Here is a 17,419-nt window from a genome sequence, read left to right as displayed (position 1 = left end):
TTGCATTAATCAACCAGGTGATATTTCTCTGAAAGCGTATGCGCCAGGTATTTAAACATGTTAAACACGGCGGTGCTTTTCGGGGTAGGTAGCCCCTGTTCGTCAAGGAAGTATTCGCCGCTGAAAACCAGCACGCCATTACGCTGTTCTACGCCGGTGGCTTCAATGCCCGCCAGAGTATCTTCATGATCACGGATAAGCTTGTTTGCTTCGATAAGCAGAGAGACTCGGTCAATTGGTTGGGTCGTATTGTGCATAATCCACTCCTTAAACAGTGACAATAGTCTACGCCGAGGGCGCTTTGGGGGCAAATTTTCCCTGTAATCTGAGGGGATAAGGCGCAGGAGCCTGGCTGGCGTGATTTGCTTTTGCATGCTAATAAAGTTGCGTAACGGATTTTATCAGGTAGAGTGTGCGCTTTCGTCATTCTGGCAACAGAATTGCTTGACATTCGACCGGTAATTCGTCACGAATCATATGAGGCGTGAGAAAAATACCCGAAAACTCAATCACCTGGGCGTCATTTCTCTGACGTTCGGTAAGACAAAGGGGTTGATATCCCCTGACGCAGTCGCAATATCAATGACGCGTCGTCAGTGGAAGGGAAATCAACGTGCGGCGTATTCCTGGAAGAATTAAATTAGGTAAAGGTGAATATGGGTAAAGCTCTCGTCATCGTTGAGTCCCCGGCAAAAGCCAAAACGATCAATAAGTATCTGGGTAATGACTACGTGGTTAAGTCCAGCGTGGGTCATATCCGCGATTTGCCGACCAGTGGCTCAGCCAGCAAAAAGAGCGCAGACTCTACCTCCACCAAAGGGGCTAAAAAGCCTAAAAAGGATGAACGTAGCGCGCTTGTCAACCGCATGGGTGTTAACCCATGGCACAACTGGGATGCACAATACGAAGTGCTGCCCGGGAAAGAAAAAGTCGTTAATGAGCTGAAGCAGCTTGCTGAAAAAGCAGACCACATCTATCTCGCAACCGACCTTGACCGCGAAGGGGAAGCCATTGCGTGGCACCTGCGGGAAGTGATCGGTGGTGATGACAAACGCTACAGCCGTGTAGTGTTTAACGAAATTACGAAGAATGCGATTCGTCAGGCGTTTGAAAAGCCGGGCGAACTGAACATTGACCGTGTAAACGCGCAGCAGGCACGTCGCTTTATGGACCGTGTTGTGGGCTACATGGTGTCTCCACTGCTGTGGAAAAAGATTGCCCGTGGTCTGTCCGCAGGCCGTGTGCAATCCGTTGCCGTGCGTCTTGTCGTTGAACGTGAACGCGAAATTAAAGCGTTTGTGCCAGAAGAGTTCTGGGAAGTCGACGCGAATGTCACCACGCCGGGCGGGGATGCTCTGCCGCTGCAGGTGAGCCATCAAAACGACAAGCCTTTCCGTCCTGAAAACCGTGACCAGACCATGGCCGCGGTGGCGCTGCTGGAAAAAGCACGCTATCAGGTTCTGGAGCGTGAAGACAAACCGACCAGCAGTAAGCCTGGCGCACCGTTTATTACCTCTACGCTGCAACAGGCCGCAAGCACGCGTCTGGGTTATGGCGTGAAGAAAACCATGATGATGGCCCAGCGCTTGTATGAAGCGGGTTACATCACCTACATGCGTACTGACTCGACTAACCTGAGTCAGGATGCGGTTAACATGGTGCGCGGCTATATCGGTGACAATTTCGGTAAGAAATACCTGCCGGAAAGCGCTAACCAGTACGCCAGCAAAGAGAACTCACAGGAAGCGCACGAAGCCATTCGTCCTTCTGACGTCTCTGTGTTAGCGGAATCGCTGAAGGATATGGAAGCTGACGCCCAGAAGCTGTACCAGCTTATCTGGCGCCAGTTCGTCGCGTGTCAAATGACACCCGCGCAGTATGATTCCACTACGCTTACCGTTGGTGCGGGTGATTTCCGTCTGAAAGCGCGTGGCCGTATCCTGCGTTTCGACGGCTGGACGAAAGTCATGCCTGCACTGCGTAAAGGCGACGAAGACCGAACGCTGCCGGCGGTGAACAAAGGGGATGAACTCTCTCTGGTTGACCTCGTGCCAGCTCAGCACTTTACCAAGCCGCCTGCGCGCTTTAGCGAAGCATCGCTGGTAAAAGAGCTGGAGAAACGCGGTATTGGTCGTCCGTCAACCTATGCGTCAATCATTTCGACCATTCAGGATCGTGGCTATGTGCGTGTTGAAAACCGCCGTTTCTACGCTGAAAAAATGGGTGAGATCGTAACCGACCGTCTGGAAGCTAACTTCCGCGAGTTGATGAACTACGACTTTACCGCACAGATGGAAGACAGCCTTGACCAGGTTGCCAGCCATCAGGCGGAATGGAAGAAAGTGCTCGACAGCTTCTTCAGCGACTTTACCAACCAGCTTGAAAAAGCAGAGAAAGATCCTGAAGAGGGCGGCATGCTGCCTAACCAGATGGTACTGACCAGCATCGATTGCCCAACCTGTGGCCGTAAGATGGGGATCCGTACTGCGACAACAGGCGTCTTCCTCGGTTGCTCCGGCTATGCGTTATCGCCGAAAGAGCGCTGCAAAACCACCATCAACCTGGTACCTGAGAACGAAGTTCTTAACGTGCTGGAGGGTGACGATGCAGAAACCAATGCCCTGCGTGCCAAACGTCGTTGTAAGAAATGTGGCACGGCGATGGACAGCTACCTGATCGATCCGAAACGCAAATTGCACGTCTGCGGGAATAACCCAACGTGTGATGGTTATGAGATCGAAGAGGGTGAGTTCCGCATCAAAGGCTATGACGGCCCTATCGTTGAGTGCGAGAAGTGTGGCTCGGAAATGCACCTGAAAATGGGGCGTTTCGGGAAATACATGGCGTGCACCAACGACGAGTGTAAGAACACCCGTAAGATTCTGCGTAACGGTGAAGTCGCGCCGCCGAAGGAAGATCCGGTTCCGCTGCCAGAATTGCCGTGTGAGAAGTCTGACGCCTATTTCGTGCTGCGTGACGGTGCTGCCGGGGTCTTCCTCGCGGCCAACACCTTCCCGAAATCGCGTGAAACCCGCGCGCCGCTGGTGGAAGAGCTGCATCGCTTCCGCGACCGTCTGCCTGAGAAACTGCGTTATCTGGCCGATGCGCCACAGCAGGATCCTGAAGGGAATAAAACGGTGGTACGTTTTAGCCGTAAAACAAAACAGCAGTACGTTGCGGCTGAGAAAGAGGGTAAAGCGACCGGCTGGTCCGCCTTCTTTGTCGACGGAAAATGGGTTGAAGGCAAGAAATAATCTTCCCTTACCGTAACTTACCTGTAAAAGGGCCGGACTTCCGGCCCTTTTTTATTACCTTGTTATTATTTTTTGTTCCGTACTATACAGTCAGGCTATAAATGATATAGTGGTTATAGTTAACCCTTTTCTTATTATCAAATCGTCTTAAGCGATTGACCGCGTGCGCTAAATCGGATGGTCTGGCATGAAATTACAGCAGCTTCGTTATATCGTTGAGGTGGTGAATCACAACCTTAACGTCTCTTCTACCGCTGAGGGGTTATATACCTCGCAACCGGGCATCAGCAAACAGGTTCGTATGCTGGAGGACGAATTAGGTATCCAGATTTTCGCTCGCAGCGGTAAGCACCTCACGCAGGTGACACCCGCCGGGCAGGAAATCATTCGTATTGCCCGGGAAGTCCTCTCCAAAGTTGACGCTATTAAGTCCGTGGCGGGTGAACATACCTGGCCGGATAAAGGCTCGCTTTATATTGCCACAACGCATACTCAGGCGCGTTATGCGCTGCCAGGCGTTATTAAGGGCTTTATAGAACGTTATCCGCGCGTCTCTTTGCATATGCATCAGGGCTCGCCCACGCAAATCGCTGAAGCGGTTTCAAAGGGCAACGCGGACTTTGCCATCGCGACAGAAGCGCTTCACCTGTATGACGATCTGGTTATGCTACCGTGCTACCACTGGAACCGTTCTATCGTAGTGACCCCGGATCATCCGCTGGCGGGGAAAGGGTCGGTGACTATTGAAGAGCTGGCGCAATATCCTTTAGTGACATACACCTTCGGCTTCACCGGACGCTCTGAGCTTGATACGGCCTTTAACCGGGCGGGATTAACGCCGCGCATTGTCTTTACCGCCACGGATGCTGATGTCATTAAAACCTATGTGCGGCTTGGCCTGGGCGTTGGGGTGATTGCCAGCATGGCCGTCGACCCGGTTTCAGATCCGGATTTGGTTCGTCTTGATGCGCACGATATTTTCAGCCACAGCACGACCAAAATTGGTTTCCGTCGCAGCACCTTCCTGCGCAGCTATATGTATGATTTTATTCAACGCTTTGCCCCGCATTTAACGCGTGACGTGGTCGATACGGCGGTTGCATTACGCTCAAATGAAGATATTGAAGAGATGTTTAAAGACATCAAACTTCCGGCAAAATAATCACTCCCGGTATCTTTCCCTCACGGAAAGATACCGAATTAACTCCTCAAAGCTAAATCATAATTATCATCATCTACATTTTCCCTGCCATATAATGTCATTACCCATTTAATCTGTATGGTTTTAATGTCGTGAATTGGCGACAAAAGTAGAAACTAATTTACGGCTACGCAAATATTTCTTTTCAATTATTTATTTCTGGTCAAAAGATTGAATATTTCCCACCAATTGATGCGTAAATTCACTGGCTTTTCGGCTAAAGTTTCTTTAGGATTTATCTCAACAGATGATTAATTGTACCAATTGTTTGGTCCTAAATGATAAGCGATATCGATTGTATGAGGTTAGCAATGCCTTCAGGAAGTGAAGAACCGCAAAGGGATCCTGCGCTCAAGCGTAAAGCCTGGCTGGCGGTCTTTCTCGTCTCCGCCCTGTTTTGGGTAGTGGTTGCTCTCCTTGCCTGGAAATATTGGGGTTGAATATGGCAGTGACGGTACGTACAGAAACGGTAAAACAGATGTGTCAGCATCGTGACAGTGGTCACAAAGGACGCAAAGCACCTGCGACCGTTGTCCCCGCGTCCTGGAAACTGACGCCACAGCAGCAAGCCTTTATTGATGTGTTCGCAGAAGACGAACCCAAAAAACAATAATTTAGTTAATTGCGTAATGATGCAAATAGTCTGAATAAAGACTCTGCACCTTTGTACTCTTTAATAAATACACATCAGCAATATAGAACTGAGGGCAAACCTCGGAGCCTTTTTAAAAATAATGCCTGGTGTACCCTATGATGAATAACATGATGTCTCACAAATACTGGTCATGGCTCGGCGTTTTTTCTGTGTCGATCCTGTTCTGGTCTCAGCTCATCTGGCTGGCCTTCCTGTAAATCCAAAACCTCGCTGCGGCGGGGTTTTTTGTTTTCGCACTTCACTGGACCATTCCTAAATTTATCAATTCGGGTTGTTATCAAAACGTTACGACATCTTTGTGTTATCTTTAATTACAGCCCTGATGATTGTCAGGACATCTCTGTAATTAAGGAGGAGCTTATGTCGTTAACCCTACGCGAAGCCAGTAAGGACACATTACAGGCAGAAAACAAAACCTGGCATTACTATAGCCTGCCACTGGCTGCCAGAACGCTTGGGGACATTTCGCGTTTACCCAAGTCCTTGAAAGTTTTGCTGGAAAACCTCTTACGCTGGCAGGATGGCGATTCCGTCACCCTCGAGGATATCCAGGCGCTGGCGGGATGGCTGAAGAGTGCCCATGCCGACAGAGAAATAGCCTATCGCCCGGCGAGGGTCCTGATGCAGGACTTTACCGGTGTTCCTGCCGTGGTTGATTTAGCCGCCATGCGCGAAGCCGTTAAGCGCCTCGGTGGCGATACGGCAAAAGTGAATCCGCTTTCTCCCGTTGACCTCGTGATTGACCACTCCGTGACCGTTGACCACTTTGGTGATGATGACGCTTTTGGCGAAAACGTACGTCTGGAGATGGAACGTAACCACGAGCGCTATGTCTTCCTGAAATGGGGGCAACAGGCGTTCAGCCGCTTTAGCGTGGTTCCGCCTGGAACCGGTATTTGCCATCAGGTTAACCTCGAATATCTGGGCAAAGCCGTCTGGAGTGAATTGCAGGATAAAGAGTGGGTGGCTTATCCGGATACGCTGGTCGGGACGGATTCACATACCACCATGATTAACGGCCTCGGTGTGCTGGGGTGGGGCGTCGGGGGTATTGAAGCGGAAGCGGCTATGCTTGGTCAGCCGGTGTCGATGCTCATTCCTGATGTGGTGGGCTTCAAACTCACCGGTAAGCTGTCGGAAGGCATTACCGCCACCGACCTGGTGTTGACCGTCACCCAGATGCTGCGTAAGCATGGGGTGGTGGGTAAATTTGTTGAATTCTACGGTGACGGGCTGGATTCGCTGCCGCTGGCCGATCGCGCCACGATCGCCAATATGGCGCCGGAATATGGCGCGACCTGTGGCTTCTTCCCCATCGATGACGTCACGCTGGAATATATGCGCCTGAGTGGTCGCAGTGAAGAGCAGGTCGCGCTGGTCGAGGCCTACACTAAAGCGCAGGGGATGTGGCGAAACCCGGGTGATGAGCCGGTATTTACGAGCACGCTTGAGCTGGATATGGGAAGCGTCGAGGCGAGTCTTGCCGGGCCAAAACGTCCGCAGGATAGGGTCGCGTTACCGGACGTGCCGAAAGCTTTTGCCGCCAGCAATGAACTGGAAGTCAATGTCGCGAAAAAAGATCACCGTCCAATAGACTATGTCCTGAACGGACATCAGTATCAACTTCCGGATGGCGCGGTGGTTATTGCCGCTATCACCTCCTGCACCAACACCTCGAACCCAAGCGTTTTGATGGCCGCGGGACTGTTGGCCAAAAAAGCCGTTGAGCTTGGTCTGAAACCGCAGCCGTGGGTTAAGGCTTCGCTGGCACCGGGCTCTAAAGTGGTTTCAGATTACCTGGCGCAGGCAAAACTCACCCCGTACCTTGACGAGCTGGGCTTTAACCTCGTGGGTTACGGATGTACTACCTGTATCGGTAACTCCGGTCCGCTGCCTGAGCCGATTGAAACGGCGATCAAGCAGGGCGATCTTACCGTGGGTGCGGTTCTTTCCGGTAACCGCAACTTTGAAGGGCGCATTCATCCGCTGGTGAAAACCAACTGGCTGGCCTCGCCGCCGCTGGTTGTGGCTTACGCGCTGGCGGGAAACATGAACATCAATCTCACGACAGACCCGATTGGTCACGATCGCAAGAACGAGCCTGTTTACCTGAAAGATATCTGGCCGTCTTCACGCGACATCGCGCGAGCCGTTGAAAAGGTCTCAACCGAAATGTTCCGCAAAGAGTATGCGGAAGTGTTTGAGGGCACGCCGGAATGGAAAACAATTAACGTCGTGGGCTCGGATACCTATGGCTGGCAGGATGATTCGACCTATATTCGTCTGTCACCGTTCTTCGATGACATGCTGGCTGAACCTGCTCCCCTTAAGGATATCCACGGGGCGCGTATTCTGGCGATGCTGGGCGATTCCGTTACCACGGACCACATCTCGCCGGCAGGCAGTATCAAAGCCGACAGCCCGGCAGGGCGCTATCTGCAAAGCCGTGGGGTGGAACGCCGGGATTTCAACTCCTACGGATCGCGTCGTGGTAACCACGAAGTGATGATGCGCGGGACGTTTGCCAACATCCGCATCCGCAACGAAATGGTTCCGGGCGTGGAAGGGGGCATGACGCGTCATTTACCTGGCACGGAAGTGGTTTCGATTTATGATGCCGCCGTTAAATACCAGCAGGAAGGCACGCCGCTGGCGGTGATTGCCGGTAAAGAGTACGGCTCCGGCTCCAGTCGAGACTGGGCAGCGAAAGGTCCGCGCCTGCTTGGGGTTCGCGTGGTCATTGCCGAATCTTTCGAGCGTATTCACCGTTCGAATCTTATCGGGATGGGGATCCTGCCGCTAGAGTTCCCGCAGGGCGTCACCCGCAAAACGCTGGGACTGACCGGGGAAGAGCAGATTGATATTAGTGGTCTGCAAAACCTGCAGCCGGGTAAAACGGTTCCGGTGACGTTAACGCGAGCAGACGGTAAAACGGAAGTGCTTGAATGCCGGTGTCGCATTGATACGGCAACCGAGCTGACCTACTACCAGAACGACGGCATATTACATTACGTGATTCGTAAAATGCTGGATTGACGCAGTCAGCCCGGCTCGCGATGGCGATGCCGGGCATCTCGCGATCACTCGCTCAGGAGGTGACCCATTTTGGCGGCTTTGGTATCAAGATAGTGGGCATTCTTCGGGTTACGGCCGACAATCAGCGGAACACGTTCGACGATATTGATCCCCGCTTCGGTCAGGATTTCCACCTTTTTCGGGTTATTGGTCAGCAGACGGACCTCATCTACCCCAAGAAGCTTGAACATATCGGCGCACAGGGTAAAGTCGCGCTCATCGGCAGCAAACCCGAGCTGGTGGTTCGCTTCAACCGTATCGTATCCCTGATCCTGCAGCGCGTAGGCGCGGATTTTATTCAGCAGGCCAATATTACGACCTTCCTGACGGTGATAAAGCAGCACCCCACGACCTTCTTCAGCGATGTGAGAAAGGGCGGCTTCAAGCTGGAAACCGCAATCACAGCGCAGGCTGAACAAGGCATCGCCAGTCAGACACTCCGAATGTACGCGAGAGAGTACCGGCGTCTGTCCTGAAATGTCACCGAACACCAGCGCGACATGATCCTGTCCGGTTGCCAGTTCTTCAAATCCCACCATCAGGAAATCGCCCCATGGGGTTGGCAGTTTGGCTTCTGCCACACGTTTAAGCTGCATGTGATTCTCCAGAGTAGGCTGACACGTTTCGTGCCTTTCGCCTGTTTGGCTTTCTGTATCTGTTCATTTTGCCACAAGCTCAGCACGTTCGCCTAATGGGCGCCATGCTATATGGACGTTAAACGCACGATCCGACATATCCACCCAACAGATGAATTTCAGTTATGATTGTGGTGCTTAGCGAAAAAGGAGAAGACATGCTTTCAATCGCCAGACGTACGGCAGCAGGTGCGGCCATTCTACTTATTATGCCGCTGGCCGTATGGGTCTCAGGCTGGATGTGGCAGCCGGGGCAGAACGCCACATGGCTGAAAACATTATACTGGATAACGGAGACGGTCACCCAGCCGTGGGGAATTATCACGCATGTGATCCTTTGCGCCTGGTTTCTGTGGTGTTTGCGCTTTCGTCTGCGTGCGGCGCTGATGCTCTTTGCGATACTGGGTGGGGCGATCCTCATCGGTCAGGGCGTGAAGTCCTGGGTTAAAGATCATGTCCAGGAGCCGCGTCCTTTTGTCGTCTGGCTGGAAAAAGCGCACCATGTTCCGGTGGATGAGTTCTACAATTTAAAACGTAAAGATCGTGGTGCGCTGGTCAAAGAACAGCTTGCGGAACAGCAGGATATCCCGAAGTTCTTACGTAAACACTGGCAAAAAGAGACCGGGTTTGCTTTTCCTTCCGGCCATACTATGTTTGCCGCCAGCTGGGCGTTACTGGGAGTAGGGCTGCTTTGGCCACGGCGACGTACTGTCACGATCGCGATTTTACTGGTCTGGGCCACAGGGGTGATGGGCAGTCGTTTGCTGCTGGGGATGCACTGGCCGCGGGATTTGGTGGTGGCTACGCTGATCTCATGGCTGCTTGTGACGCTGGCAACATGGCTTGCTGAACGCATCTGCGGTCCGTTAACGCCACCGCCTGTCGAGGAAGAAGAGATCGCCGAAAGGGACCAAAGCGACGCCTGATGGTTGATATTCCGTGTTTTGCCCATAAATCCATGACTGGTGCGTCACTTTTTCCGTTTCGCGCCCGTCACTAAAATGGTAGTTTATAAGGCTGATTGCGGTGAGTTGAACACACTTTATTCGCTTGAACCACATAACGGGAAGTAATGTGAAATATTTACTCATTTTCTTACTGGTATTGGCGATTTTTGTCATTTCAGTCACATTGGGTGCACAAAACGATCAACAGGTGACGTTTAACTATCTGCTGGCGCAGGGCGAGTATCGTGTATCGAGCCTTCTGGCGGTTTTATTCGCCGCGGGCTTTGCGATTGGCTGGCTGGTATGCGGTCTTTTCTGGTTGAAAGTTCGTGTTTCACTTGCGCGCGCTGAACGTAAAATTAAACGACTCGAACATCAAATTGCGCCTGCGTCCGACATTCCGGAAAGCTCTGGTGTGCCGGTCGTCAAGGAATAATCGACTATGCTGGAGTTGTTGTTTCTGCTTTTGCCTGTAGCCGCAGCCTATGGCTGGTATATGGGCCGCAGAAGTGCGCAACAAACAAAACAGGATGAGGCTAACCGACTCTCCCGCGACTACGTTGCTGGGGTGAACTTCCTCCTGAGCAATCAACAGGACAAAGCAGTAGACCTGTTCCTCGATATGCTCAAAGAGGATACGGGCACCGTTGAAGCGCATCTCACCCTGGGAAACCTGTTCCGCTCGCGCGGCGAGGTTGACCGCGCCATTCGTATTCACCAGACCCTTATGGAAAGCGCCTCGTTGACCTACGATCAACGCCTGCTGGCGGTACAACAGCTGGGCCGTGATTACATGGCGGCGGGGCTGTACGACCGTGCAGAAGACATGTTCTCGCAGCTGGTGGATGAAACGGATTTCCGCGTCAGTGCCTTGCAGCAGCTGCTGCAGATTTATCAGGCCACCAGTGACTGGCAGAAAGCCATTGATACGGCCGAGCGTCTGGTGAAGCTGGGCAAAGATAAGCAGCGAGTTGAGATAGCCCACTTCTACTGTGAACTGGCCCTTCAGCAAATGGGCAACGACGACATGGACAAAGCCATGGCATTGCTTAAAAAGGGTGCCGCCGCTGACCGTAACAGTGCGCGTATCTCCATCATGATGGGGCGCGTCTTTATGGCGAACGGCGACTATGCCAAAGCTGTAGAGAGCCTGTTGCGGGTTATTGACCAGGATAAAGAGCTGGTCAGTGAAACCCTCGACATGCTGCAAACCTGCTATCAACAACTGGATAAGCAGGATGAATGGGTGGCGTTCCTGCGACGTTGCGTGGAAGAGAACACCGGCGCGACTGCCGAACTGATGCTCTCGGACGTGGTTGAGCAGTATGAGGGCAGTGATACCGCGCAGGTCTATATTACGCGTCAGCTGCAACGTCATCCGACCATGCGGGTTTTCCATAAGCTGATGGACTACCACCTCAACGATGCAGAGGAAGGGCGCGCCAAAGAGAGCCTGATGGTACTGCGCGACATGGTAGGCGAGCAGGTACGAAGCAAACCGCGCTATCGTTGCCAGAAGTGTGGGTTTACGGCGTATACGCTGTACTGGCACTGTCCTTCATGCCGGGCATGGTCGACCATCAAGCCAATCCGAGGCCTTGATGGGCAGTAATTTTTAAAAACGATCTATTTTAGTTACAACATACTGATGGGTTTTCAGAACCCATCGAGTCCGTGCGGTTTGCCGGCCAGGCAGGAGAGTAAATCGATCCTGTCAATTTTCAGCGCTGGCAGGTAGAATGCTCGCCGTTTATCTGTTCCGCGCCGCTGCGCGCCCATAGACGAAAAGGGCTGGTCATGACGTCTGTTACTTCCTCCGCTTCCCGCGTAATTACTGATTCTCCTGTTGTTGTTGCGCTTGATTACAATAAACGTGACGCGGCACTGGCCTTTGTCGACGGTATAGACCCTCGCGACTGCCGTCTGAAAGTTGGCAAAGAGATGTTCACGCTGTTTGGACCGCAAATCGTACGCGACCTGCAACAGCGCGGTTTTGACGTTTTCCTCGACCTTAAATTCCACGATATCCCGAATACTACCGCGCACGCCGTGGCTGCTGCTGCAGAACTGGGGGTATGGATGGTCAATGTGCATGCATCGGGTGGGGCAAGAATGATGACCGCGGCCCGTGAAGCGCTCCTGCCGTTCGGCAGCGACGCACCGTTGCTGATTGCGGTTACCGTGCTGACCAGTATGGATGAGAGTGATTTACACGCTCTCGGCGTGACGTTGTCACCTGCTGAGCATGCAGAGCGTCTCGCGCGCCTGACGAAAAATTGCGGGCTTGATGGTGTCGTTTGTTCCGCGCAGGAAGCCGTGCGTTTCAAATCAGAACTGGGCCAGGCTTTCAAACTTGTTACCCCAGGTATCCGCCCGGCCGGCAGCGAGGCAGGCGATCAGCGTCGCATTATGACGCCTGAACAGGCGCTGGCGGCAGGGGTAGACTATATGGTCATTGGGCGTCCTGTGACGCAGTCTGCTAACCCGTCAGAGACGCTCAAGGCGATCAACGCATCACTGAAAAAGGGGGGGTAATGACTGATTCCAACAGTCGTCTGGTCTACTCAACAGAAAGTGGGCGTATAGACGAACCAAAAGCGAAAGCCGAGCGCCCGAAGGGGGACGGTATTGTTCGTATCCAGCGTCAAACCAGTGGACGCAAAGGTAAGGGCGTATGCCTTATCTCCGGCATTGATCTTGACGACGCGGAACTGGTTAAGCTGGCCGCCGATCTGAAAAAGAAATGTGGCTGCGGTGGTGCCGTGAAAGACGGCATTATCGAAATCCAGGGCGATAAACGTGATTTAATTAAATCCCTGCTCGAAGCCAAAGGCATGAAAGTGAAACTGGCGGGCGGCTAAAATAGATGAGCCACGGCATTTGCCGTGGCTCTTTTTTTTACGTGCGTAAGTCAGACCTGAAATGCGTTCTAATATCGCAGTACCGGTGGAGGCTTATTTAATAATTATTTGCCAACCTGGTGACCGATAATACCACCGACAGCAGCGCCACCTAATGTACCCAGCGTACTACCATCTGTTAATACCGCACCGCCCAGAGCACCAGCACCGGCACCAATTGCGGTGTTGCGGTCACGTTTAGACCAGTTAGAGCAAGCGCTCAGGGACATTGCTACAGTGATTGCCAGAACAGCGGCGGCTAATTTTTTGCTGGTTAAGGTCATAATACTTTCTCCTGAATTATCGATTCACGGAAAGAGCTACGCTTTAAGTATAGACGAATTGAATACCTAAAAACTGTTTTCCGTGAAAGCTGGTCGCGCAGGCGTTACGTAATCACGCAGGTGATAGTCACTTCCTGTTATATCGCTAACATTAATTTTACGACTTTAAGGCGGGTTAAACAGGTAAAAACTCTTAAAGGAGGGTTAGGAATCATCTCAGACAGTAGGGACATAGGCGCCCGACATTCGGGCGCTTAAAGGACTCAGGACGACTTTTTAATAATATTGACGATAAGACCGTCATCTTCCAGTTTAATACGATGTTCATCGCTCAAACGTTCGTCGGTAATTACGCGGCTAAAGCGAGAGACTGGCCCCATGGTATAAGGGTGAACGGCGCCAAATTTTGAGCTATCAGTCAGCACAATGGCCTCACACTCTTTTTCCAGCACCGCATTCACCACATCAGAACGCATCATATCGCGGCCGGTGAAGCCCGTTTCTGGCTGCCAGCCATCAATACCAATAAAGGCCTTACTGAAATGGACCTGCTGAACATACTGGCGGGTCAGGGGGCCAACCATGCTTTCGCTTTTTTTCTGGTAAATGCCGCCCAGCAGGATCACCTCGCAGCGGGTCTCTTTGAGCAGGTGCGCGATATAGCTACTGACCGTGATGATAGTAACATCTTTCTGTTCGGCAAGCGTGCGCGCCAGTAAGGCATTGCTACTGCCGTTTTCGATAAACACCGTCTCGCCATTGTTAACTAAAGACGCGGCAAACTCCGCCAGCTCACGCTTCAGGGCGTAGTTGTTCATCATGCGCGTCTCAACGTCCTCGCTATCGAGCGGGACCGCATACCCATGCGCACGACGCAGGTAGCTCTGTTTCTCCAGCAGGTTAAGATCCTGGCGGATGGTGACTTCTGAAACGCCGGTGGTTTTAGCGAGATCGACTACGCTGACGCGTCCCTGGTCAATGACCATCTGCAAAATGATTTGTTGTCGGGAATTCATAGCATCCAATTAATAAAGCGAAACAGGTTCGAAAACAGCAGGATCAAACTTCCCACGGCGCTTTTGGCTGTCCGTTCTCAGGCGCGTTTTCAGCACCCTTCTGAGCAAGAAGTTCAGACTTCAGGATCTCCAGATTACGGATCGCCGAGTGATAATCGCCTGCCACCAGGATATCCAGCACGGTATCAATACGTTGTGCTACAGCTTGTGCATCAATAGTAGACATAATCTCACCCCAGGTGTGAAAAGGTAATATTTTCAATGATGCAGAAAATGGGATCAAAAGAGAAGGGAAAAAATGCAATAACTAAATTACATAAATGAAAGTGATAAATTTATTCCCCCACATGCTGCGGGCTTAATGAGTGGATTAGTCTAAAACTGCGCGCAAGGCGCTTTTTCTGTGAGGAATTAGACTATGACAGTTATCAACCAGCCTACCTGCACCCTGTTTACCGATACTGAACGTTTCACACAGTTGTCAGCCTACTACGAGGAAGAGCGGCACACCATCTGGATGATGCTGCGGGCGCAACCTCGTCCTTGTTTTAATCATGCGTTAATTGAGGAGATCATGAACCTCTCCTGGCTGGTTCGCCAGTCCGGGTATCTTGTCGATTTTTGGGTAACCGGGTCACTGGTTCCTGAAATGTATAATGCGGGAGGCGATTTACAGTTCTTCGTAGAGTGCATTCAAAATGGACGGCGTGAAGCGTTACGCGCGTATGCACGTGCCTGCGTCGACTGTGTCCACGCAGCGTCGCGGGGGTTTGATACGGGCGCGGTCTCTCTGGCGATGGTTGAAGGCAGTGCGCTAGGCGGTGGGTTTGAGGCTGCGCTGGCACACCATTTTGTTCTCTCTCAGCGCGATGCCCGTCTGGGCTTCCCGGAAATTGCCTTCAACCTGTTCCCGGGCATGGGGGCATATTCGCTGGTCGCACGTCGGGCAGGGATGAAACTGGCGGAAGAACTCATCTACAAGGGGGAGTCGCATACGGCAGAATGGTACGAACAACATGGATTGGTCGATGTGCTGTTTGAGCCCGGGCAGAGCTACGTCTCCGTCAGAACCTTCATCGACACGCTGCGGCCGAAGCTGAACGGGGTAAGGGCGATGTTGCGCGCCCGAACCCGGGTACTGCAACTGCCGCGCAGTGAACTGATGGATATCACGGAAGACTGGGTTGATGCGGCGTTTTGCCTCGAGCCAAAAGATATCGCCTACATGGAGCGTCTGGTGATGCTGCAAAACCGCCATCATGGGGCATTACGCAAAGCCAGTTAACGTTGTTTTCGCGACTGATATCGCTTTAGCCATCGCTCGAATGCGGCAGCGGGCATTGGCTTAGCGAAGAGAAAGCCCTGCCGTTCGTTGACGCCGTTCTTGGTCAGAAAGGCGTCTTCTTTCGCGCTCTCGACCCCTTCAGCAATGACCTGCAGGTTTAAGGCCTGTGCCACCGCGACGATGGCCCGCACCAGAGACTGGGAGATCGATTGTTTATGTATATCCCTGACGAAGGATTGATCGAGTTTAATGGCGTCGATAGGGAACCGCGCCAGCTGCGACAGAGACGAGTAGCCGGTACCGAAATCATCAAGATGAATTTGCGCGCCAAGTTTGCTGAACTGCTGGATCACAGAGAGCGCCAGCTCTTCGTTTTCGATAAGGCAGCTTTCCGTGAGTTCAACGTCGATAGGGCAGTATTCAAAATCCAGATCCTTCAGCGCCTGCTTTAAATCGCTGAAAATGGTCTGGTCGGCCAGCTGACGTGCGGAGACGTTGACCGCCACGCGCAGGTTAATCCCCTTATCGCGCCATTTAGCCACCTGGCGCACCACATCAAGCATCACCCAGCGGCCCAGCGGGACAATCAATCCCGACTCCTCGGCATAAGAGATAAACTCCAGTGGCGGGATCAAACCGCGTTCCGGCGACTGCCAGCGCACCAGCGCTTCAAGACTTCGGATTTCACCCCGCCAGGTAATTTTAGGCTGGTAGTGAATCAGAAGCTGATCGTTATCCAGCGCTTTACGCAGGTTGGTATCCAGCCAGAGATATTCAAATACGCGCTGGTTCATCTCGGGTGAGAAGACGCAGAACTTGCCCCGGCCATTCTCTTTCGCCGTGTACATGGCGGTATCGGCATTACGGATGACGCTTTCCCTGTCGTTACCGTGCTGGGGGGCGAGGGCGATACCGAGCGAGCAACCGGTGTAAATTTCTATCAGGCCGATTCTGAACGGCTGGCGCAGACGGGTTAAGATCCGCGACGCCATGGCTTCCAGAGAGCCCTGAGAGGTATCTGTGGCCATGACAATAAACTCATCACCGCCAAGTCGCGCCAGCACCTGACCGTCATCCAGACAGCTCAGAATGGCCAGAGCGACAGCCTGCAATAGCTGGTCGCCAAACATATGCCCGTAGGCATCGTTGACCTTTTTAAAGTTATCCAGGTCGAGATACACCACGCCTACCTGCGTTTCACCGCGGCTGGCGATGGCATCAGAAATCAGTTCGTGGATCGCATTACGGTTTGGTAAACCGGTAATGGTGTCGGTATTGGCCAGCACGCGCAGACGCTCCTGGGCGCGGCGCTCCTCGGTAATGTCGGTGCCAGAACAGATAAGGAAAATTTCATTTTTGCCGCTGCCGCTATGAACAAACTTGTTTCTGAACAAAAACAGCCGTTGCCCTTTACGCGTTTTGATCCAGCGTTCGACCTCGTAGGAGCTGCCGTTGCGAAAAAAACCGGTGATATTGCGCTTTGAAGCTGCCGCTTCGCTGCGGCTCATAAACAGCTTGAACACGTTCTGACCAATAACTTCTTGTTCTTTCAGACCGGTATATTCTTCACTCAGCCGGTTAAAACGCTGAATATTGCCGTTATGATCGAGAATAACGATGACGGAGTTGGCTTCAGAGACAACCTGTTCAGCAAAAGAGAGGCCCTGAGCCAGGTCACGAGCCACGGAGGGCGTATCGTTCCACGCTGACGCGGTGCCGGCCCATTCATTTCGGGTTATTTTGCGCCCCACAAGATGAACCGGGACATCTTCCCCGTACAACGAGAGCGTCATGGAGATGCTGGAGGTAATGACGGTTAACTGGCGGATGAGTTCGGCTTGTTCATCATCCAGCGCCACCACCTCAGTCACATCGGCATTTTCGCTGGCGGCAAGGTGCAGAGCATTGCTGTCAGCTGTCATTCGCCACCAGGGGCTATGCGTACCCATGTAACGAAACAGCAAATTCTGCTCCAGATCGTCCATCATGTTTTCTCCCGCAGCTGCTCATTAGCGCACAAATTATTCATTTGCCGTCGACTTTTCCGTTGTGAAACAGCGGCAACCCCAAAATGAACGTCGTGTTTTTTCCCGGTTTTCTTATAAAAAACGCGTCTGGCGAAAAAGGGTATTTATTGTATAAAAATTCACGTAACCGAATATAACGG

18 protein-coding genes are annotated in these 17,419 nt (G+C 52.3%); 12 read left to right on the top strand and 6 right to left on the bottom strand.

Annotated elements, in window-relative coordinates:
• Positions 1-5: 5 nt before the first annotated feature.
• On the bottom strand, positions 6-257 hold the full coding sequence (locus L462_RS15205; protein ID WP_020882438.1) for a YciN family protein: 252 nt from the start codon (positions 255-257) through the stop codon (positions 6-8).
• 399 nt (positions 258-656) lie between these two features.
• On the opposite strand from L462_RS15205, the gene topA reads away from it, so the two are divergent.
• From topA to acnA, 6 genes are all read left to right on the top strand, one after another.
• Positions 657-3,254, top strand: a complete 2,598-nt coding sequence (topA, locus tag L462_RS15210; RefSeq protein WP_020882439.1) for a type I DNA topoisomerase — start codon at positions 657-659, stop codon at positions 3,252-3,254.
• Positions 3,255-3,441: 187 nt separating this feature from the next.
• Positions 3,442-4,416, top strand: coding sequence for an HTH-type transcriptional regulator CysB (gene cysB / locus L462_RS15215; protein ID WP_006175683.1), 975 nt, complete (start codon positions 3,442-3,444; stop codon positions 4,414-4,416).
• 338 nt (positions 4,417-4,754) lie between these two features.
• A complete protein-coding gene (locus L462_RS15220; protein ID WP_214579162.1) occupies positions 4,755-4,895 on the top strand; it encodes a YmiA family putative membrane protein in 141 nt (46 codons plus the stop codon).
• Between the two features lie 2 nt (positions 4,896-4,897).
• Positions 4,898-5,068 carry a hypothetical protein gene (locus L462_RS25315; protein ID WP_032669764.1) on the top strand — a complete coding sequence of 57 codons (171 nt, stop codon included), beginning with the start codon at positions 4,898-4,900 and terminating at the stop codon, positions 5,066-5,068.
• Between the two features lie 140 nt (positions 5,069-5,208).
• A complete protein-coding gene (gene ymiC, locus L462_RS25495; protein ID WP_032669830.1) occupies positions 5,209-5,307 on the top strand; it encodes a small membrane protein YmiC in 99 nt (32 codons plus the stop codon).
• 163 nt (positions 5,308-5,470) lie between these two features.
• Entirely contained in the window at positions 5,471-8,146 is a 2,676-nt protein-coding gene (gene acnA / locus L462_RS15225) for an aconitate hydratase AcnA (protein WP_032678290.1), read from the top strand.
• Between the two features lie 44 nt (positions 8,147-8,190).
• Here the strand turns inward: acnA and ribA are convergent, their stop codons facing one another.
• Complete coding sequence (gene ribA / locus L462_RS15230) at positions 8,191-8,781, bottom strand: GTP cyclohydrolase II (RefSeq protein WP_003856813.1); 591 nt, start codon at positions 8,779-8,781, stop codon at positions 8,191-8,193.
• A gap of 197 nt (positions 8,782-8,978) precedes the next feature.
• Here ribA and pgpB point away from each other — a divergent pair, with 197 nt between their 5' ends.
• From pgpB to yciH, 5 genes are all read left to right on the top strand, one after another.
• Positions 8,979-9,746, top strand: coding sequence for a phosphatidylglycerophosphatase B (gene pgpB / locus L462_RS15235; RefSeq protein ID WP_020882442.1), 768 nt, complete (start codon positions 8,979-8,981; stop codon positions 9,744-9,746).
• A 148-nt stretch (positions 9,747-9,894) separates the two neighbouring features.
• Complete coding sequence (locus L462_RS15240) at positions 9,895-10,203, top strand: LapA family protein (protein WP_013096374.1); 309 nt, start codon at positions 9,895-9,897, stop codon at positions 10,201-10,203.
• Between the two features lie 6 nt (positions 10,204-10,209).
• Positions 10,210-11,379, top strand: coding sequence for a lipopolysaccharide assembly protein LapB (gene lapB, locus L462_RS15245; RefSeq protein WP_014170367.1), 1,170 nt, complete (start codon positions 10,210-10,212; stop codon positions 11,377-11,379).
• Positions 11,380-11,564: 185 nt separating this feature from the next.
• Entirely contained in the window at positions 11,565-12,302 is a 738-nt protein-coding gene (pyrF, locus tag L462_RS15250) for an orotidine-5'-phosphate decarboxylase (protein ID WP_032678289.1), read from the top strand.
• A complete protein-coding gene (gene yciH, locus L462_RS15255) occupies positions 12,302-12,628 on the top strand; it encodes a stress response translation initiation inhibitor YciH (RefSeq protein WP_014170365.1) in 327 nt (108 codons plus the stop codon). The genes pyrF and yciH overlap by 1 nt, the downstream gene beginning before the upstream one ends.
• 104 nt (positions 12,629-12,732) lie before the next feature.
• Here the strand turns inward: yciH and osmB are convergent, their stop codons facing one another.
• From osmB to L462_RS15270, 3 genes are all read right to left on the bottom strand, one after another.
• Positions 12,733-12,951 carry an osmotically-inducible lipoprotein OsmB gene (gene osmB / locus L462_RS15260; RefSeq protein ID WP_008501216.1) on the bottom strand — a complete coding sequence of 73 codons (219 nt, stop codon included), beginning with the start codon at positions 12,949-12,951 and terminating at the stop codon, positions 12,733-12,735.
• Between the two features lie 263 nt (positions 12,952-13,214).
• A complete protein-coding gene (locus L462_RS15265) occupies positions 13,215-13,967 on the bottom strand; it encodes a DNA-binding transcriptional regulator YciT (protein WP_020882444.1) in 753 nt (250 codons plus the stop codon).
• Positions 13,968-14,010: 43 nt separating this feature from the next.
• Positions 14,011-14,193 carry a YciZ family protein gene (locus L462_RS15270; RefSeq protein ID WP_025204000.1) on the bottom strand — a complete coding sequence of 61 codons (183 nt, stop codon included), beginning with the start codon at positions 14,191-14,193 and terminating at the stop codon, positions 14,011-14,013.
• Between the two features lie 192 nt (positions 14,194-14,385).
• Here L462_RS15270 and L462_RS15275 point away from each other — a divergent pair, with 192 nt between their 5' ends.
• Positions 14,386-15,252: a crotonase/enoyl-CoA hydratase family protein gene (locus L462_RS15275; RefSeq protein WP_014170362.1), complete on the top strand. Its 867-nt coding sequence runs from the start codon at positions 14,386-14,388 to the stop codon at positions 15,250-15,252.
• Here the strand turns inward: L462_RS15275 and pdeR are convergent.
• Complete coding sequence (pdeR, locus tag L462_RS15280; protein ID WP_025204002.1) at positions 15,249-17,240, bottom strand: cyclic di-GMP phosphodiesterase; 1,992 nt, start codon at positions 17,238-17,240, stop codon at positions 15,249-15,251. The two genes, L462_RS15275 and pdeR, sit on opposite strands and share 4 nt — an antisense overlap.
• Between the last annotated feature and the right edge of the window lie 179 nt (positions 17,241-17,419).

This window comes from Enterobacter sp. BIDMC 26, assembly GCF_000534435.1.
Lineage (GTDB): Bacteria > Pseudomonadota > Gammaproteobacteria > Enterobacterales > Enterobacteriaceae > Enterobacter > Enterobacter ludwigii.
This window is presented reverse-complemented; position numbering and strand designations above follow the sequence as displayed.

What these genes read in the sequence shown, in the direction of transcription:
- L462_RS15270 (WP_025204000.1), bottom strand. Translation starts at nt 14,193, where the DNA reads ATGTCTACTATTGATGCACAAGCTGTAGCACAACGTATTGATACCGTG.
- pdeR (WP_025204002.1), bottom strand. Translation starts at nt 17,240, where the DNA reads ATGATGGACGATCTGGAGCAGAATTTGCTGTTTCGTTACATGGGTACG.
- L462_RS15220 (WP_214579162.1), top strand. Translation starts at nt 4,755, where the DNA reads ATGAGGTTAGCAATGCCTTCAGGAAGTGAAGAACCGCAAAGGGATCCT.
- yciH (WP_014170365.1), top strand. Translation starts at nt 12,302, where the DNA reads ATGACTGATTCCAACAGTCGTCTGGTCTACTCAACAGAAAGTGGGCGT.
- ymiC (WP_032669830.1), top strand. Translation starts at nt 5,209, where the DNA reads ATGAATAACATGATGTCTCACAAATACTGGTCATGGCTCGGCGTTTTT.
- acnA (WP_032678290.1), top strand. Translation starts at nt 5,471, where the DNA reads ATGTCGTTAACCCTACGCGAAGCCAGTAAGGACACATTACAGGCAGAA.
- topA (WP_020882439.1), top strand. Translation starts at nt 657, where the DNA reads ATGGGTAAAGCTCTCGTCATCGTTGAGTCCCCGGCAAAAGCCAAAACG.
- L462_RS15205 (WP_020882438.1), bottom strand. Translation starts at nt 257, where the DNA reads ATGCACAATACGACCCAACCAATTGACCGAGTCTCTCTGCTTATCGAA.
- ribA (WP_003856813.1), bottom strand. Translation starts at nt 8,781, where the DNA reads ATGCAGCTTAAACGTGTGGCAGAAGCCAAACTGCCAACCCCATGGGGC.
- L462_RS25315 (WP_032669764.1), top strand. Translation starts at nt 4,898, where the DNA reads ATGGCAGTGACGGTACGTACAGAAACGGTAAAACAGATGTGTCAGCAT.
- cysB (WP_006175683.1), top strand. Translation starts at nt 3,442, where the DNA reads ATGAAATTACAGCAGCTTCGTTATATCGTTGAGGTGGTGAATCACAAC.
- L462_RS15265 (WP_020882444.1), bottom strand. Translation starts at nt 13,967, where the DNA reads ATGAATTCCCGACAACAAATCATTTTGCAGATGGTCATTGACCAGGGA.
- pyrF (WP_032678289.1), top strand. Translation starts at nt 11,565, where the DNA reads ATGACGTCTGTTACTTCCTCCGCTTCCCGCGTAATTACTGATTCTCCT.
- lapB (WP_014170367.1), top strand. Translation starts at nt 10,210, where the DNA reads ATGCTGGAGTTGTTGTTTCTGCTTTTGCCTGTAGCCGCAGCCTATGGC.
- pgpB (WP_020882442.1), top strand. Translation starts at nt 8,979, where the DNA reads ATGCTTTCAATCGCCAGACGTACGGCAGCAGGTGCGGCCATTCTACTT.
- L462_RS15275 (WP_014170362.1), top strand. Translation starts at nt 14,386, where the DNA reads ATGACAGTTATCAACCAGCCTACCTGCACCCTGTTTACCGATACTGAA.
- osmB (WP_008501216.1), bottom strand. Translation starts at nt 12,951, where the DNA reads ATGACCTTAACCAGCAAAAAATTAGCCGCCGCTGTTCTGGCAATCACT.